A 15,748-nucleotide genomic window follows, 5' to 3' on the forward strand; every position below is an offset into this window, starting at 1 on the left:
CTGGCAACCCAGCCGGACAGGATCCTCTTGCCACGGGGTACTTGCGGACGACTTGCTGGCACCGCACCCGGCACCCATCCCTGTGTTGCTGAGCCTGGCCGTTCCTGAGGCGAGCCTGGCCGTTTCCCCCTTCCTACAGGCAGGGGATGGCCGTCCAAATTGTCGTCATCCGCTCCCGCCTTCCGTACACAGCCCTGTCTCCGTCATCCGCCACCAGTTGCCCAGCGCCGCCCGCCTCTGGCCCCGAGGCATGCCTCTCGCCTAGAGATTGCTGAGGTACCAGGCCCAGAAGGACAGGCCCTACGGAAGAGCGGCATACCCCAGCTCACCGCAGTCGTGCCGAGTCGGCCAGCTCCGTCACCACCCTGGACGCCCTGTCCCCTTCCCGTTCAACCATGAGCACGACATGGCTCGGGCAGGCCTTCCACGCCGCATACAGTCCCTGCTCTGGGGGACCGCCCCTACCTGCCCCAGGTGCCGGTCGCTCATCCACCCGGGCCTCCGGATCAGCTACCCATTGCCAAGACAAGTGCGGCGGACTCCTCCCTACGTGCCCTACCGCCTGCCAGAGCAACTGCACGCGCCACGGCGCTCAGGACACCCGTTCCTGCGACAGGGCTACCTCTCCATGCCCGACGGAAAGAAACAGGGGTTCCCGGCTCAGGGAACAGAGAACTGCAATACAAAAGAGCCTCCCCCTTCCGAAAATTACCTCTGCGCCACAGGGGCTGGAATCCGAGCCGCATAAAACAGCCCTGCCTTTCTAGCGAGACAGCGAAACGTTCCTCCCCCTCAGGCAGGCCCTGGATAACAAAACGGGAATTTTCGACACGCTTCGCACAGGTAACCCGACAGGTAATTGACCATGTCGCTACTTCGAGTGAAGCACCCCTTGCGAGAGAGGTAACTTATGCACTCTCATAGATAGGGTCCTGAAATGATCGAAACCCTTCCGTGGGAAGAAGTAGCCGGTGATCCCGACAAGTACATCGAGCTCCTAGAGGAGAGGGAGGTCGAGCTGCAGCGCGATTTGTTCAAGGTCCGCCAGGAGCTTCGCCTCGTACGTCAGGTGCAGAAGCAGATGCAGATCGCGAACGAGTGGCGGTCAACAGGCATCCCCGAGCAGCGACAGCCAGACACAGACTCCGATAACACCGAGACGACGCCAGCAGCCAGCGGCTTCCAGGCCGTGCCCCGCAAGACCCGCATCATGCGACTCATGGCCCAAGACCCTCTGCGGCGATGGAAAGCGTTGGAAGTAGCCAACGCCCTCAATGAAGCAGACAAGATCAAGAGCGTTCGTGTGGCCGCGGATGAACTGGCGAAGTCAGGATCTCTGATCAAGCTACCGAACGCCTTCTACCAGTACGCGCCATCTCAGCAGCCTTAAACGAAGGAAGGCCGCCACCAAGGAGTCCAGTCCAAGGTGACGGCCAACGGCGACGAACCCACCTAGAACCTTCCAGAGTGCCGGATCAGTTCGTCACGTTGCATTTTACGAGCGGTCGCGGGCCGCCGGTAGCGCACGACGAAATATGGTCCTGCCCTTCGCCCGAAGGGATGACCGCCCCCATGTTCGACTTCGAACAGCCATTCCGTGCCCCACGTCCAAATACCGGCGGTCCCCCGCAGCGGCCCGTTTCATACATTCCGGCCGGGCCACAGGTCACAGTCCAGCGCCTTTTCGAGGTTGGCGATGGTCAGCAGGTCGGGCCACGCCTCACCGGCGAGCGCCTTGGCGATCGTGTAGCGGGCGACGCCACTCTCACGCGACAACTGAGCGACGGACCAGCCCCGCTGGTCGAGCGCGGCCTTGATCCGGGCAGCCATGGTCTGGGCGACCCGCGCCCCGTGGTGCTCCTCCATGACGGCCTCAGGCCACGCGCCGCCGACGCAGTACGCGCGCGGCGGCAGTCGGCGGGCATCTCCTTGGGGCATGAAGTGAAGTCTGACCCATCCGGTCCTCCCCGGTCGCGCGCGGCTGATGCCACAGATACATGTTATTCGAATAACACCCCTCCGGCTGGGGTGTTGGTGTGGCGACATGTGATGAATCAGCGCATTGATTCCTATAGCCCGGCCGGCTCCCCCGCGGGGTGGAGCCGCGTCGGCGACGAAGTGCGCCGTGTGGTGCGCCGCGCCGACCCCGTCCTGCCGTACAAGGCACGTGAACTTCTCTCCGCTCTGGCCCAGTTGGCGCTCTTCTGCAACGGCGAGGGCCTGCCTGGGACCGCCGAGGTGTGGCTGTCCCGCGAGGCGATCGAGCGCTTCATCGCGGTCGGCTGTCCCAACGTGGGCGAGAGCACCCGGGGCAACTACCGAACCCGACTCCTGCGACTGCGCGAGGTCGTCCTGGGCGGCGAGTGCCGCACCGGCAAGCCCGCGCGGCTGTCGGCTTCCTTCCCGAACCGTCCCTACAGCCGGACGGAGCTCGCGGACCTGTGGGGCTGGGCCGGCGGACAGCCCACCGAGGAACTCCGTTGGGGCTGCAAGACCCTCTTGGCGCTCGGGCTCGGCGTCGGCCTCGACTCCCCAGAAGTCATCCCGCTGCGCGTGCACGATGTACGCGCAGCCGCGTCCGGAGAGGGCCCGGTCGTCGTGGCCACGCGGGGCAGCCGAAAGCGCGACATTCTGTGCCGCCGCCCTTGGGAAGGAGTCCTTGCTTCCGCCGTCGACCGCCTCGCCACCCCAGGCGTCGCCCAGTACCTGTTTCGCCCCAACTGCCACAGCCGCGGCACCAACACCGTCACGAACTTCCTGGCCCGCTCCCAGCCGAGCCCGAACGCCCCACGTCTGGTCATGGGCCGTCTCCGGTCGAACTGGCTGGTCGAACTCTTCGAAGAGCGACTCCCGATCACCGTCATCGTGGCTGCTGCCGGGGTCGACACCCTCCACGGCCTGTCCCGCATCCTCCCGTTCCTGCCCGCCGTCACCGCCGAGGAAGCCTCCCGTCTGCTCAGAGGCGGCCCATGACCAAAATCCCGTCGCGCTCGCCCAGCGACCGGCACGAGCGCCTCCTGGAGATGCGCGCCGAGCGCACGTTCGTCGATGACGACGCCGTCACGGCAGCGATCGAGGAGGTGGACAACAGCGGACTCATCCCGCTCCTCGAAGAGTTCGTCCACCTCCCGCGCGGCCGCCGCCGCACGCTGCACCTCCGCAGCCTGCTGATCGGCCTCCACCTGTGCACTCAGGCCACCGGCGGCAAGATCGTGCTGGAACGCGTCACCGACATCCTGTACTTCCGCACCACACCGCGGATGCGCGCCCTGCTCGACGTACCTGAATACCCGGACCACGACCAGGGGTTCGAGGCGGCCTACGCCGTCGTCCGACGGCTCTTCCACGCCATGAAGGACGCCATGAACCCGTCCCCGCTGCCGTGCAACAAGAACCTCTCGCGCAAAGAGGCCCGAGAACTCGCAGCGAATGCCGCCCCCGACGACCTCGCCGAACGCGAGCAACGGCTCGCCCTCTTCACCGAGTTCATCCTGGACGCCTCCGTACGCCCTCTCCACAGCCTGCTGAGCGAGCTGGCGGAGGTCTCCCTGGGTGTGGACGCCACACCGGTCCGCACCTTCTCCCGCGGCCGCCGCACAAACGGCCCCGAGCTCGCCACGGACCCCGACGCCGGCTGGTACGTGCGCGAAGGCGACCACCGAGACCCAGACACGCCCGTCTCCGACGCCCTGCGTCCGCCCCCGCTGCCCGCCAAGAAGAACCACGCCAAAGCTCCCCAGCGCCGGAAGAAGACCTCGCTCAAGAAGAAGTACCTGTTCGGCTACGACGCCCACCTGATCGTGACCCGGGATGCCGAGCACGATGTCGTCCTCCTCGACGACGGCACTCCAAACCCTGATGTCCTTCCGGTTCTGGTCCTCGGCGTCGCGCTCGACAGGCCCGGCCACCGGCCTGCCTACAACGGCGTGAAGATCCTCAACCGCATGCAAGATCGTGGCTACAAACCCGGCTTCCTCGCGGGCGACCGCGCGTACAACAACTCCGAGCCCGACGAGTGGCAGCTCCCCATCCGGGCCATGGGCTACAAGCCTGTCTACGACTACCGGGCGGACCAGCTCGGCAAGCAGGCCGGGACGGACGGCGCGATCCTCGTCGAGGGCCGCTGGTACTGCCCGTCCATGCCCGAACCCCTCATCAACGCCACCATCGACCTGCACGCCGAACGCATCGACCAGGAGACCTGGATCAGGCTGATCGGGGCCCGCCGCGGCTACCGCGTCATGCCCAAGGAAAACGCCGACGCCGACGGCTACCAGCGGATGATGTGCCCCGCCGAAGCAGGCAAGGCCCAGTGCCCCCTCAAACCCCACACCCTCGGCCGCGGCATCCAGCTCCCCCTCGTCGACCCGGAGCCCAGCCCAGCGGGCCCGCTCAAGGTCTGCCGCCAGCGCACGATCACCGTCAGCCCCGAAACCGGCGCCAAGCACTGGCAGGCCCTGGAGTACGGCGGTCCGGAATGGCAGAAGATCTACTTCCGGCTCCGCAACAGCGTCGAGGGCTACAACGGCTACGCGAAGAACCCACTGGCCGAGGGCATCGAAGCGGCGGGCTCACGCCGCATCCGCGGCATCGCGGCCCAGACGATCCTCCTGGCCTTCCAACTCGCCCACGCCAACCGCCGCAAGATCAAGAGCTGGCTTGAGACGCTGGCGCTCGGCGGCGAACGCCCCCGCCGCCGCACCCACCACCGGCGGAAGACCAAAGATCGCGGAGCCTGGACCCCCACCGGCCGCCTGATGCCGGCCACCTGATCCGAGGCCAGCGCCACCCCAGCACCAACCGGAGAACAACCAGCACGAAAAGCAGGGCCCCGACCGTGAGATACCTCACCGCCGGGGCCCTGCCGCGTCACCGTCCGGGCCGCAGCCCGCCGCAACAACGAGGAACGGGCCCTCACCATGACTTTCGTCACTGGTGAAGACCCGTTCCGTCGGTTCTTCTCTGTGCGCGAGGGGGGAGTTGAACCCCCACGCCCTTGCGGGCACTGGAACCTGAATCCAGCGCGTCTGCCTATTCCGCCACCCGCGCATTGGGTGTGTCCTCCGGTCCCGGCCTCTGTTTCCTTCGGCCCGGCGCCTTCCGACACGCAGAACACTAGCACGTGGGAGGGGGTGGGTTCACATCCCTTGTCTCCGGGCAGCGCTCACCCCGACGCTCACGTACCGAGCAGTCGGCATTCACGTATCAACCTCGTACCGGTCCAGGCCATCTGTCCAGGAGACGGATCGGGTGCACAGTCAGGTGCGGGACACTGGTCATGGGCCACCTCTACGATCCTTGGCAGAAGAAGCGCCGATCCTTGACAGGAAGAAGCGTGCCGAGGAGTTCGAAGAGGGGCCGCTGGGGGAACCGGCTGATTGCCGGGCGCGTAGATACGATCAGTGAGCAGTAGCGGTAAGGCAAGCCGTACGGGCAACGCGACAGAGGAGGTGCCCTGTGGGAGTCCTGAAGAAGTTCGAGCAGCGTCTCGAAGGTCTGGTCAACGGCACCTTCGCGAAGGTGTTCAAGTCCGAGGTCCAGCCCGTGGAGATCGCCGGTGCGCTGCAGCGCGAGTGCGACAACAACGCGACCATCTGGAACCGCGACCGGACCGTCGTACCCAATGACTTCATCGTCGAGCTGAGCGCTCCCGACTTCGAGCGGCTCAGCCCCTACTCCGGGCAGCTCGGCGACGAGCTCGCCGGGATGGTCCGCGACTACGCCAAGCAGCAGCGCTACACCTTCATGGGGCCGATCAAGGTCAACCTGGAGAAGGCCGAGGACCTGGACACCGGCCTGTACCGGGTGCGCAGCCGCACCCTCGCCTCCTCCAGCAACCAGCAGGCCGCCCCGGAGCGCGCGCCCGCGGCCGGCGGCGCCCCGCAGCGAGCGGGCGGCTACGGCTACCCGCAGCCCGCCGCGGCCCCGCCCATGCCGAGCGCACCGCCGCCCGGCGCCCCGCAGCGCCCCGGCGGCTACGGCTACCCGCAGCCGGCCCAGCCCGCCGCCCAGCGGCCCGCAGGGCCCTCCGGGCCGGTCGGCGCCTCGGCGCCCGGCTCCCGTACCCGCTACTGGATCGAGATCAACGGCACTCGCCATCAGATCTCCCGCGCGACGCTCGTGCTGGGCCGCAGCACCGAGGCCGACGTGCGGATCGACGACCCCGGCGTCTCCCGCCGGCACTGCGAGATCCGGACCGGAACGCCCTCGACGATCCAGGATCTCGGGTCCACCAACGGCATCGTGGTGGACGGGCAGCACACCACCCGCGCTACGCTCCGCGACGGCTCGCGGATCGTCGTGGGCAGCACCACCATCATTTACCGGCAAGCCGAAGGGTGAAGCGGGGGCAATGTCAGAGCTGACCCTCACGGTCATGCGGCTGGGTTTCCTGGCCGTACTGTGGCTGTTCGTGATCGTGGCCGTGCAGGTCATCCGCAGCGACCTGTTCGGTACGCGCGTCACCCAGCGCGGATCGCGTAGGGAAGAAGGACGCCGGCAGCAGCCCGCCGCCCGGCAGCAGGCCGCGCCTCCGCAGCAGCGCGGCCAGCAGCCGGCCGCTGCGGCCGGCGGCGGCCGACGGCGCAACGCCCCCAGCAAGCTCGTCGTCTCCGAGGGCACGCTCACGGGTACGACGGTCGCGCTCCAGGGGCAGACCATCACCCTGGGCCGCGCCCACGATTCCACGATCGTGCTGGACGACGACTACGCCTCCAGCCGCCATGCCAGGATCTACCCGGACCGCGACGGCCAGTGGATCGTCGAGGACCTCGGGTCCACGAACGGCACGTACCTGGACCGGTCCCGCCTGACGACTCCCACACCGATCCCGCTGGGCGCGCCGATCCGCATCGGCAAAACCGTCATCGAGCTGCGGAAGTAGTGCTACATCATGGATAGGCGCGAGCGGAGCGAGCACGCAGCGGCGGACCTGACGCCGGTCCGTCGCGCGCTCCCGACCGGAGGGTGGGCACCGTGCGGATGTACCCGGAGCCGACAGGCGAGGTGCGCATGAGTCTGTCACTGCGCTTCGCCGCCGGATCGCACAAAGGCATGATCCGCGAGGGCAACGAGGACTCCGGTTACGCCGGTCCACGCCTGCTCGCCATCGCCGACGGCATGGGCGGCCAGGCCGCCGGTGAGGTCGCCTCCTCCGAGGTGATCTCCACCCTGGTCACGCTCGACGACGACGTGCCCGGCTCCGACATCCTCACCTCCCTCGGCCACGCCGTGCAGCGCGCCAACGACCAGCTGCGCGCCATGGTCGAGGAGGACCCGCAGCTCGAGGGCATGGGGACCACCCTCACCGCCCTGCTGTGGACCGGCCAGCGGCTCGGCCTGGTGCACGTCGGCGACTCCCGCGCGTATCTGCTGCGGGACGGCCTGCTCACGCAGATCACCCAGGACCACACCTGGGTCCAGCGGCTCGTCGACGAGGGCCGGATCACCGAGGAAGAGGCCACCACCCACCCGCAGCGCTCGCTGCTGATGCGCGCACTGGGCAGCGGCGACCACGTCGAGCCCGACCTGTCCATCCGCGAGGTCCGCGCGGGTGACCGTTATCTCATCTGCTCCGACGGGCTCTCCGGGGTCGTCTCCCACCAGACCCTGGAGGAGACCCTCGCCAGCTACCAGGGACCCCAGGAGACCGTGCAGGAGCTGATCCAGCTCGCACTGCGCGGCGGCGGCCCCGACAACATCACGGTCATCATCGCCGACGTCCTCGACCTGGACACCGGAGACACTCTCGCCGGGCAGCTGTCCGACACCCCGGTCGTGGTCGGCGCCGTCGCCGAGAACCAGCACCACCTGCACGACAACGGCTTCATGCAGACCCCGGCCGGCCGTGCCGCGAACCTCGGCCGCCAGGTGCCCGGCCAGGGAGGGGGCGGCGAGTTCGGCCCGCCCGGCTCCGGCGACACCACCGGATACGTCCCGGCCGGCAGCTTCGGCGACTACACCGACGACGACTTCGTCAAGCCCCGCAAGGGCCGCAGGTGGCTGAAGAGATCCTTCTACGGCATCCTCGCCCTCGCCGTCATCGGCGGGGGCCTGTACGGCGGCTACCGGTGGACGCAGACCCAGTACTACGTCGGCGCCAACGGCGAGCACGTCGCGCTGTACCAGGGCATCAGCCAGGACCTGGCCTGGGTGTCGCTCTCGAAGGTGGAGAAGGACCACCCCGAGATCGAACTCAAGTACCTGCCGCCTTACCAGCAGAAGCAGGTCAAGGCCACCATCGCCGAGGGCGGTCTCACGGACGCCCAGTCGAAGGTCCAGGAGCTGGCCGTGCAGGCCTCCGCCTGCAAGAAGGAGTCGGAGCGCACCGCGTCCGAGTCCAAGACCAACTCCAAGACCGGCCAGGGCGAGGCCGGCGGCACCACGGGAACCACCAAGACCTCTCTCACGTCCAAGGCCTCGCCAAGCCCCTCGAACTCGGCGTCCCCCTCGGCGTCAACGTCCCCGTCCCCCTCAGCGACCCCCAGCCCCGGCCCCACCCTCTCGGAGGATGAGCAGAAGGTCGTCTCGCTGTGCGGTAAGCAGTAGGCAAGCCGTGAGAGGCCCCGTCACACGATGAGCAGTACTACCAACACGTCGACGAACCACACGTCCACCATCGGCTCCATCGGCACACCGAGCCGACGCAACACCGAGCTCGCACTCCTGGTGTTCGCCGTCGCCATCCCGGTGTTCGCCTACGCCAACGTGGGCCTGGCCATCAACGACAAGGTCCCCGCGGGGCTGCTGAGCTACGGCCTGGGCCTCGGCCTCCTGGCCGGCGTCGCCCACCTCGCCGTACGCAGGTTCGCCCCGTACGCGGACCCGCTGCTGCTGCCCCTGGCCACCCTGCTGAACGGACTCGGCCTCGTCGTCATCTGGCGGCTCGACCAGTCCAAACTGCTTCAGTCGATCAAGCAGGCGGGCACCGCGGCACCGCGCCAGCTCCTGTACACCGCGATGGGCATCGCACTGTTCATCGTCGTGCTGATCTTCCTCAAGGATCACCGCGCCCTGCAGCGCTACACCTACATCTCCATGGTCGGCGCGCTCTTCCTGCTGCTGCTGCCGCTGGTACCGGGCCTCGGCCAGAACATCTACGGCGCCAAGATCTGGATCTCCGTCGCCGGCTTCTCCATCCAGCCCGGCGAGTTCGCCAAGATCGTCCTCGCGGTGTTCTTCGCCGGCTACCTGATGGTCAAGCGCGACGCGCTCGCCCTCGCCAGCCGCCGCTTCATGGGCCTGTACCTGCCACGCGGCCGCGACCTCGGCCCGATCCTGGTCGTCTGGTTCATCTCGATCCTGATCCTGGTCTTCGAGACCGACCTCGGTACCTCGCTGCTGTTCTTCGGAATGTTCGTCATCATGCTGTACGTCGCCACCGAGCGGACCAGCTGGATCGTCTTCGGTCTGCTGATGTCGGGGGCCGGCGCGGTCGGCGTGGCCAGCTTCGAACCCCACGTCCAGCAGCGCGTCCAGGCCTGGCTCGACCCGATGAAGGAGTACACCCTCAGCCGTCAGGGCGTCGCCGGCCACTCCGAGCAGGCGATGCAGGCCCTGTGGGCGTTCGGCTCCGGCGGCACCCTCGGCACCGGCCTCGGCCAGGGCCACTCCGAACTCATCCGGTTCGCCGCCAACTCCGACTTCATCCTCGCGACCTTCGGCGAGGAACTGGGCCTGGCCGGCATCATGGCGCTCCTGCTCATCTACGGCCTGATCGTGGAACGCGGCGTACGCACCGCCCTCGCCGCCCGCGACCCGTTCGGCAAGCTGCTCGCCATCGGCCTCTCCGGCGCCTTCGCCCTCCAGGTGTTCGTCGTCTCCGGCGGTGTCATGGGCCTCATCCCGCTGACCGGTATGACCATGCCGTTCCTCGCGTACGGCGGATCTTCCGTGATCGCCAACTGGGCCCTGATCGGCATCCTGATCCGCATCAGCGACACCGCACGGCGCCCGGCCCCCGCCCCTGCCGCCAACCCCGACGCCGAGATGACCCAGGTGGTCCGCCCCTCATGAACAAGCCCCTGCGCCGGATCGCGATCTTCTGCGGCCTCCTCGTCCTCACCCTGCTGCTGCGCGACAACTGGCTCCAGTACGTCAAGGCCGACACCCTGCGCGAGGACACCGCCAACCGCCGGGTCACCATCGCCCGCTACTCCACCGCACGCGGCGACATCATCGTCGACGGCAACCCGATCACCGGCTCCACCGCGTCCAGTTCCTCGGGCCTGAACGACCTCAAGTACAAGCGCACCTACAAGAACGGCCCCATGTGGGCCCCGGTCACCGGCTACGCCTCCCAGGCCTTCGGCGCCAACCAGCTGGAGTCCCTCGAGGACGGCATCCTCACCGGCAACGACGACCGGCTCTTCTTCCGCAACACCCTCGACATGATCACGGGCAAGCAGAAGCAGGGCGGCAACGTCGTCACCACCCTCAACGCGGCCGCCCAGAGCGCCGCCTACAACGGGCTGAAGAAGCAGGGCGGCAAGGGCGCGGTCGTCGCCCTGGACCCGTCCACGGGCAAGATCCTGGCCCTTGCCTCCTACCCGTCGTACGACCCCTCGGCCTTCGCCGGCACCTCGGACACCGACGCCGAGGCGTGGAAGAAGCTCCAGAAGAAGTACAACCCCAACGACCCGATGCTGAACCGGGCGCTGCGCGAGACCTACCCGCCGGGCTCCACCTTCAAGGTGGTCACCGCCGCCGCCGCGCTCCAGAACGGGCTGTACACCTCCGCCGACGAGGCCACGAAGTCCCCGTTGCCGTACGTCATGCCGGGCACCACCACCGAGTTGAAGAACGAGGGCAGCATCCCCTGCAAGAACGCGACCATGCGGGTCGCGCTGCGGTACTCCTGCAACACCGTCTTCGGCAAGATCGGCGCCGACCTCGGCAACGACAAGATGCTGGCCGAGGCGAAGAAGTTCGGCTTCGACGAGGAGCAGTTCACCCCGGTCCGCTCCAGCGCCTCGGTCTTCTCCGACAACATGAACCAGTCGCAGACCGCGCTGTCCTCGATCGGCCAGTTCAACACCGCCGCGACCCCGCTGCAGATGGCCATGGTCGCCTCCGCGGTCGCCAACGACGGCAAGCTGATGAAGCCGTACATGATCGACAAGCTGCAGTCGTCCGGCGTCGACACCATCTCCCAGACCGACCCGCAGGAACTGAGCCAGCCGCTGTCCTCCGAGAACGCCCAGGTCCTCCAGTCGATGATGGAGACGGTCGTCAAGGAGGGCACCGGCACGAACGCCCAGATCAGCGGCGCCACCGTGGGCGGCAAGACCGGTACCGCCCAGCACGGCGTGGAGAACAGCGAGAACCCGTACGCCTGGTTCATCTCCTACGCCAAGCTCCCCGACGGCAGCAAGCCGGTCGCGGTCGCCGTGGTGATCGAGGACGACCAGGCCAATCGCGACGACATCTCCGGCGGCGGCCTCGCGGCCCCGATCGCGAAGAGCGTGATGGAGGCGGTCATCAACTCCAAGAAGTGACCCCGCCCGCCACGGCGCTGCGGTGCCACCGGACGTGACACCGCTCACGTCTCCTTCACATCGACGCACGTTGCGATACCGGTCCTGTATCGGGTTACGGGCTTGGCCAGGTCACACAAACACAGCCGGGTACGGTAGGCCCGGACGGCAGCCTCCGACCGCACACCCGTGCCGGTCGGGACCGACGGAGAGGGCTGGTAGGGAACTATGGAAGAGCCGCGTCGCCTAGGCGGCCGGTACGAACTGGGCCACGTGCTCGGCCGCGGTGGCATGGCGGAGGTCTACCTCGCCCATGACACCCGGCTCGGCCGCACGGTGGCGGTGAAGACGCTGCGAGCGGACCTCGCGCGCGACCCGTCCTTCCAGGCCCGGTTCCGCCGGGAGGCCCAGTCGGCCGCCTCGCTCAACCATCCCGCGATCGTCGCGGTCTACGACACGGGCGAGGACTACATCGACGGGGTCTCGATCCCGTACATCGTCATGGAGTACGTGGACGGTTCGACGCTCCGTGAGCTTCTGCACTCCGGCCGCAAGCTGCTGCCCGAGCGCGCGATGGAAATGACCATCGGCATCCTCCAGGGCCTGGAGTACGCGCACCGCAGCGGCATCGTCCACCGTGACATCAAGCCGGCGAACGTCATGCTCACGCGCAACGGCCAGGTCAAGGTCATGGACTTCGGCATCGCCCGCGCCATGGGCGACTCCGGCATGACCATGACCCAGACCGCGGCCGTGATCGGCACCGCCCAGTACCTCTCCCCGGAGCAGGCGAAAGGCGAGCAGGTCGACGCCCGCTCGGACCTCTACTCGGCGGGCTGCCTGCTCTACGAGCTGCTGACGGTACGACCCCCGTTCGTGGGCGACAGCCCGGTGGCCGTCGCCTACCAGCACGTCCGCGAGGAACCGCAGCCCCCGTCGGTGTTCGACCCCGAGATCACGCCCGAGATGGACGCCATCGTCCTGAAGGCCCTGGTCAAGGACCCGAACTACCGCTACCAGTCGGCCGACGAGATGCGCGCCGACATCGAGGCGTGCCTCGACGGCCAGCCGGTCGCGGCCACCGCCGCGATGGGTTCGGTGGGCTACGGCTACCCGGACGACCAGGCGACCACCGCGCTGCGCGCCGACGCCGGCGCGACCACCATGCTGCCGCCGATGAACCCGGACGACGGCGGCTACGGCTACGACGAACGCCCGGACCGCCGCCGCCAGCAGAAGAAGAGCAACACCTCCACGATCCTGCTCGTGGTCGCCGGCATCCTGGTGCTGGTCGGCTCGATCCTGATCGGGAAGTGGGTGGTCAGCGGCAACGGCGCGGACAAACCCTTCAAGGCGCCGAACTTCGTCGGCCAGACCTACGCGGACGCGCAGAAGATGGCCGACAACTCGGGCCTGAAACTGGCGGCGCCGACCAAGAAGGCCTGCGACAACGCGCCCAAGGGGAGCGTCTGCTCCCAGGACCCGAAGGAGAACACGGACGTCAACAAGGGCGACACGATCTCGCTGGTGGTGTCGACGGGTTCACCGAAGATCGCGGTGCCCGACGTCCGCGGCCTGAGCTTCGAGAAGGCCTCGGACCAGCTCACGGCCAAGGGGTTCAAGGTCAAGAAGAAGACCGAGGTCTCCGAGCAGAATCCGGGCGTCGTCACCGACCAGAACCCGGCGGGCGACAGTGAGGTGGAGAAGGGCACCGTGATCACCCTCACGGTCGCCAAGGCCGAGGAGAAGGCCACGGTCCCCGACGTCAGGGGTAGGTCCTGTGACGATGCCAAGGCGCAGATGACGGCCAACAACCTGGTCGGCAACTGCACCGAGGTGGAGACCGACGACGCCAACCTGGTCGACAAGGTCGTCTCGACCGACCCGCAGCCCGGCACGCAGGTCAAGAAGAACTCCGCGGTGAACATCCAGATCGGCAAGGCCAAGCAGCAGACGGCCGTGCCGGAGGTGCGGGGCCAGACGGTGGCCCAGGCCAAGCAGACCCTGCAGGCGGCCGGCTTCACCCAGATCCAGTTCAACGGCAACTCCAGCGACGACGCGATCGTCACCGGCGAGGACCCGCAGCCCAACACCGGCGTCGACAACCCCGGCGGCACGACGATCACCCTCACCACGGTGGGCGGCAACGGCAACAACGGCGGGAACAACAACGGCGGTACCAACTTCTTCGGCGGTACCAGCGGCTGACCCCCGCTCCCCGTTCAACAGAGCCCCGGCGCCCCTCCTCCCGGAAGGACACCGGGGCTCTGCCTTGCACCCCGCCACCGCACACGAGTTCCCTGCTCGATCGTGCCTTCCCTTGCGCCGACTCGTTGATCCGATGGGGTGGGGTGCGGGTGCTCTGCCCTGACTCCGACCGAAGGGCAGAACCGTGATCAACGAATCAGCACTGCTGGAATCGAAGAGCCTGCGCGAGAGCGTGCTGGAACGAACCGACGTACTCGACCGAGTCAAAGCGCTCTCGCTGCTGCCAGACGGGATGCATGTGACGACGGCGATGGTGGCGACCTATTTTCAAGTGGGCGTCAAGGCCATCCGCTCTCTCGTACTCGACCACCGCACAGAGCTGGAAGCCAGCGGCTACCGCGTCTTGACAGGTTCAGAACTGAGCTCCTTCAAGGAGCTCAGTGGGATTCGGTCGAATACCGCATCCCTCGCACTCTTCTCCCGCCGAGCCGTCCTCAACGTCGCCATGCTCCTCCGCGACAGCGAAGTCGCACGTCAGGTGCGTGTCTACCTCCTCGACATGGAGTACCTGGCCCGGACACAGCCTGTGGAAAACCCGGTCCCGACAGACCACCAGGCCCTCGACGACCGCATCGACCAGCGCATCACCCACATCCTCGGCAAGACCGTCGTCCCCATGTTCAACGCCCTGATCGAGACATCGAGCGAGCACCGCCAGGAGCTGATCGCCCTGCGCGCCGGAGTCCAGCGCATCGAGCGGCGGCTCCACCAGCACCATGCACGGCTGAAGCGGCTCGAAGGGATCCGGGACGACCGACCCGCCGTCGGAGTCATGGCCGCCATGGACGCTATGAACGGCCGCACGTTCGAGCGCCACATCGCCAAGCTGCTGATCCGCGACGGGTGCACCAACGTCGTCGTACAGGGCGGTCACGGCGACCGGGGCGTCGACATCATCGGACTCACGGCCGACGGGCGACGCCTCGTCGTCCAGTGCAAGAGGTTCGCGCCCTACCTCAACATCACCAGTCCCGACGTCCAGAAGTTCATCGGGTCCGCGAAGGTCCTGTACAGCGCGGACGTGGCGATCTACGTGGCAACGTGCCCGTTCACGGCGGAGGCCCTGGAAATCGCCGCCGAAGCCGGGATCACCGCCGTACACCGTGGGGCGCTGGAGGACTGGAGTGCCGGGGAACCGCTCAGGGTTCTGGAGTAGCCGGGACGCGACATACGGAGGCCCGAAGCCGCAAGTGTTGGTTGCGGCTTCGGGCCTTCGCCATGCTAGGGGACTGAGTTGCCGTCAGTAACTCGGTCAGCTCAGTTCCTTCGGCGGAGTCCGCTCGCTGTCCACCTTCTGCACCCGCACCAGCTCGCCCCACACCACGTACCGGTACCGGCTCGTGTACACCGGTGTGCAGGTCGTCAGGGTGATGTAGTGGCCCGGCTTGGTCCTGCCGGACTCCTCGGGGACCTGGGAGAGGACCTTGACGTTGTACTTCGAGGTCTCGGAGAGGATCGAGTACGCCTTGTAGACGTACCACTTGTCCCGCGTCTCGAAGACGATCGGGTCGCCGACCTTGACCTTGTCGATGTTGTGGAACTTCGCGCCGTGGCCGTCCCGGTGGGCGGCGAGGGTGAAGTTGCCGGTCTTGCCGGTGGTGGGGAGCATGGCCTTGGCCGGGTCGGTGTAGTAGCCGGCGACCCCGTCGTTCAGGACGTCCGTCGACGTGCCCTTCTCGACCAGCACCTCACCGTTCTTCATGGACGGCACGTGCAGGAAGCCGATGCCGTTCTTCGTGTTCAGCGCACCCGGACCGGTGTCCTGCTGGGCCCAGGTGTCACGGACCTTGTCGCCCTCCCGGTCCGCCTTGCGGTCCGCGACGACGTTCGTCCACCACAGCGAGTAGACGACGAACAGGCCCAGCACCAGGCCCGCCGTGATGAGGAGTTCGCCGAAGACGCTGACCGCCAGCGCGATCGGGCCGATCGGCCGACGGCCCGGCGCGGGCGCCCCGTCCGGCGCGTCGGTCTGCTCTTCGGTGTCGTCGGCGGTCGCTGCCACTGTT

12 protein-coding genes and 1 tRNA gene are annotated in these 15,748 nt (G+C 67.6%); 10 read left to right on the forward strand and 3 right to left on the reverse strand.

The features are described from left to right. The first annotated feature begins 937 nt into the window (after window positions 1-937). Window positions 938-1,390: a hypothetical protein gene (locus AB0D59_RS00760; RefSeq protein WP_362559092.1), complete on the forward strand. Its 453-nt coding sequence runs from the start codon at window positions 938-940 to the stop codon at window positions 1,388-1,390. A gap of 251 nt (window positions 1,391-1,641) precedes the next feature. Here AB0D59_RS00760 and AB0D59_RS00765 read toward each other — a convergent pair whose 3' ends face one another. Then, window positions 1,642-1,938 (reverse strand): helix-turn-helix transcriptional regulator, encoded by a 297-nt coding sequence (locus tag AB0D59_RS00765; RefSeq protein ID WP_362559094.1) that lies wholly within the window; start codon window positions 1,936-1,938, stop codon window positions 1,642-1,644. Window positions 1,939-2,049: 111 nt separating this feature from the next. Here AB0D59_RS00765 and AB0D59_RS00770 point away from each other — a divergent pair, with 111 nt between their 5' ends. Further along, a complete protein-coding gene (locus tag AB0D59_RS00770; protein WP_362559097.1) occupies window positions 2,050-2,973 on the forward strand; it encodes a hypothetical protein in 924 nt (307 codons plus the stop codon). After that, the gene (locus AB0D59_RS00775; RefSeq protein WP_362559099.1) at window positions 2,970-4,772 is read left to right on the forward strand and encodes a hypothetical protein; all 1,803 of its coding nucleotides are present in this window, start codon (window positions 2,970-2,972) and stop codon (window positions 4,770-4,772) included. Before AB0D59_RS00770 ends, AB0D59_RS00775 begins: the two co-directional genes overlap by 4 nt. A gap of 193 nt (window positions 4,773-4,965) precedes the next feature. Here the strand turns inward: AB0D59_RS00775 and AB0D59_RS00780 are convergent. Continuing rightward, window positions 4,966-5,049, reverse strand: a tRNA-Leu gene (locus tag AB0D59_RS00780). A 408-nt stretch (window positions 5,050-5,457) separates the two neighbouring features. On the opposite strand from AB0D59_RS00780, the gene AB0D59_RS00785 reads away from it, so the two are divergent. The 7 genes from AB0D59_RS00785 (at window position 5,458) to AB0D59_RS00815 (ending at window position 14,898) form a co-directional block, all read left to right on the forward strand. Continuing rightward, window positions 5,458-6,342, forward strand: coding sequence for a DUF3662 and FHA domain-containing protein (locus tag AB0D59_RS00785; RefSeq protein ID WP_362559101.1), 885 nt, complete (start codon window positions 5,458-5,460; stop codon window positions 6,340-6,342). Window positions 6,343-6,352: 10 nt separating this feature from the next. Next, the gene (locus AB0D59_RS00790) at window positions 6,353-6,883 is read left to right on the forward strand and encodes an FHA domain-containing protein (RefSeq protein ID WP_362559104.1); all 531 of its coding nucleotides are present in this window, start codon (window positions 6,353-6,355) and stop codon (window positions 6,881-6,883) included. Between the two features lie 98 nt (window positions 6,884-6,981). Further along, the gene (locus tag AB0D59_RS00795; protein ID WP_362559824.1) at window positions 6,982-8,547 is read left to right on the forward strand and encodes a Stp1/IreP family PP2C-type Ser/Thr phosphatase; all 1,566 of its coding nucleotides are present in this window, start codon (window positions 6,982-6,984) and stop codon (window positions 8,545-8,547) included. A gap of 27 nt (window positions 8,548-8,574) precedes the next feature. Then, the gene (locus tag AB0D59_RS00800; protein WP_362559106.1) at window positions 8,575-10,014 is read left to right on the forward strand and encodes an FtsW/RodA/SpoVE family cell cycle protein; all 1,440 of its coding nucleotides are present in this window, start codon (window positions 8,575-8,577) and stop codon (window positions 10,012-10,014) included. Further along, a complete protein-coding gene (locus tag AB0D59_RS00805) occupies window positions 10,011-11,495 on the forward strand; it encodes a penicillin-binding protein 2 (RefSeq protein WP_362559109.1) in 1,485 nt (494 codons plus the stop codon). Before AB0D59_RS00800 ends, AB0D59_RS00805 begins: the two co-directional genes overlap by 4 nt. Window positions 11,496-11,702: 207 nt before the next feature. Continuing rightward, complete coding sequence (gene pknB, locus AB0D59_RS00810) at window positions 11,703-13,682, forward strand: Stk1 family PASTA domain-containing Ser/Thr kinase (RefSeq protein WP_362559111.1); 1,980 nt, start codon at window positions 11,703-11,705, stop codon at window positions 13,680-13,682. A gap of 184 nt (window positions 13,683-13,866) precedes the next feature. Then, a complete protein-coding gene (locus AB0D59_RS00815; RefSeq protein WP_362559113.1) occupies window positions 13,867-14,898 on the forward strand; it encodes a restriction endonuclease in 1,032 nt (343 codons plus the stop codon). Between the two features lie 96 nt (window positions 14,899-14,994). On the opposite strand, the gene AB0D59_RS00820 is transcribed toward AB0D59_RS00815, so the two are convergent. Further along, window positions 14,995-15,744: a class E sortase gene (locus tag AB0D59_RS00820; protein ID WP_362559115.1), complete on the reverse strand. Its 750-nt coding sequence runs from the start codon at window positions 15,742-15,744 to the stop codon at window positions 14,995-14,997. Window positions 15,745-15,748: the final 4 nt, after the last annotated feature.

The organism is Streptomyces sp. NPDC048417 (assembly GCF_040651615.1).
Lineage (GTDB): Bacteria > Actinomycetota > Actinomycetes > Streptomycetales > Streptomycetaceae > Streptomyces.

Coding starts and splice junctions, on each gene's coding strand:
- AB0D59_RS00760 (WP_362559092.1), top strand. CDS start 938: ATGATCGAAACCCTTCCGTGGGAAGAAGTAGCCGGTGATCCCGACAAG.
- AB0D59_RS00765 (WP_362559094.1), bottom strand. CDS start 1,938: ATGCCCCAAGGAGATGCCCGCCGACTGCCGCCGCGCGCGTACTGCGTC.
- AB0D59_RS00770 (WP_362559097.1), top strand. CDS start 2,050: ATGAATCAGCGCATTGATTCCTATAGCCCGGCCGGCTCCCCCGCGGGG.
- AB0D59_RS00775 (WP_362559099.1), top strand. CDS start 2,970: ATGACCAAAATCCCGTCGCGCTCGCCCAGCGACCGGCACGAGCGCCTC.
- AB0D59_RS00790 (WP_362559104.1), top strand. CDS start 6,353: ATGTCAGAGCTGACCCTCACGGTCATGCGGCTGGGTTTCCTGGCCGTA.
- AB0D59_RS00795 (WP_362559824.1), top strand. CDS start 6,982: ATGTACCCGGAGCCGACAGGCGAGGTGCGCATGAGTCTGTCACTGCGC.
- AB0D59_RS00800 (WP_362559106.1), top strand. CDS start 8,575: ATGAGCAGTACTACCAACACGTCGACGAACCACACGTCCACCATCGGC.
- AB0D59_RS00805 (WP_362559109.1), top strand. CDS start 10,011: ATGAACAAGCCCCTGCGCCGGATCGCGATCTTCTGCGGCCTCCTCGTC.
- pknB (WP_362559111.1), top strand. CDS start 11,703: ATGGAAGAGCCGCGTCGCCTAGGCGGCCGGTACGAACTGGGCCACGTG.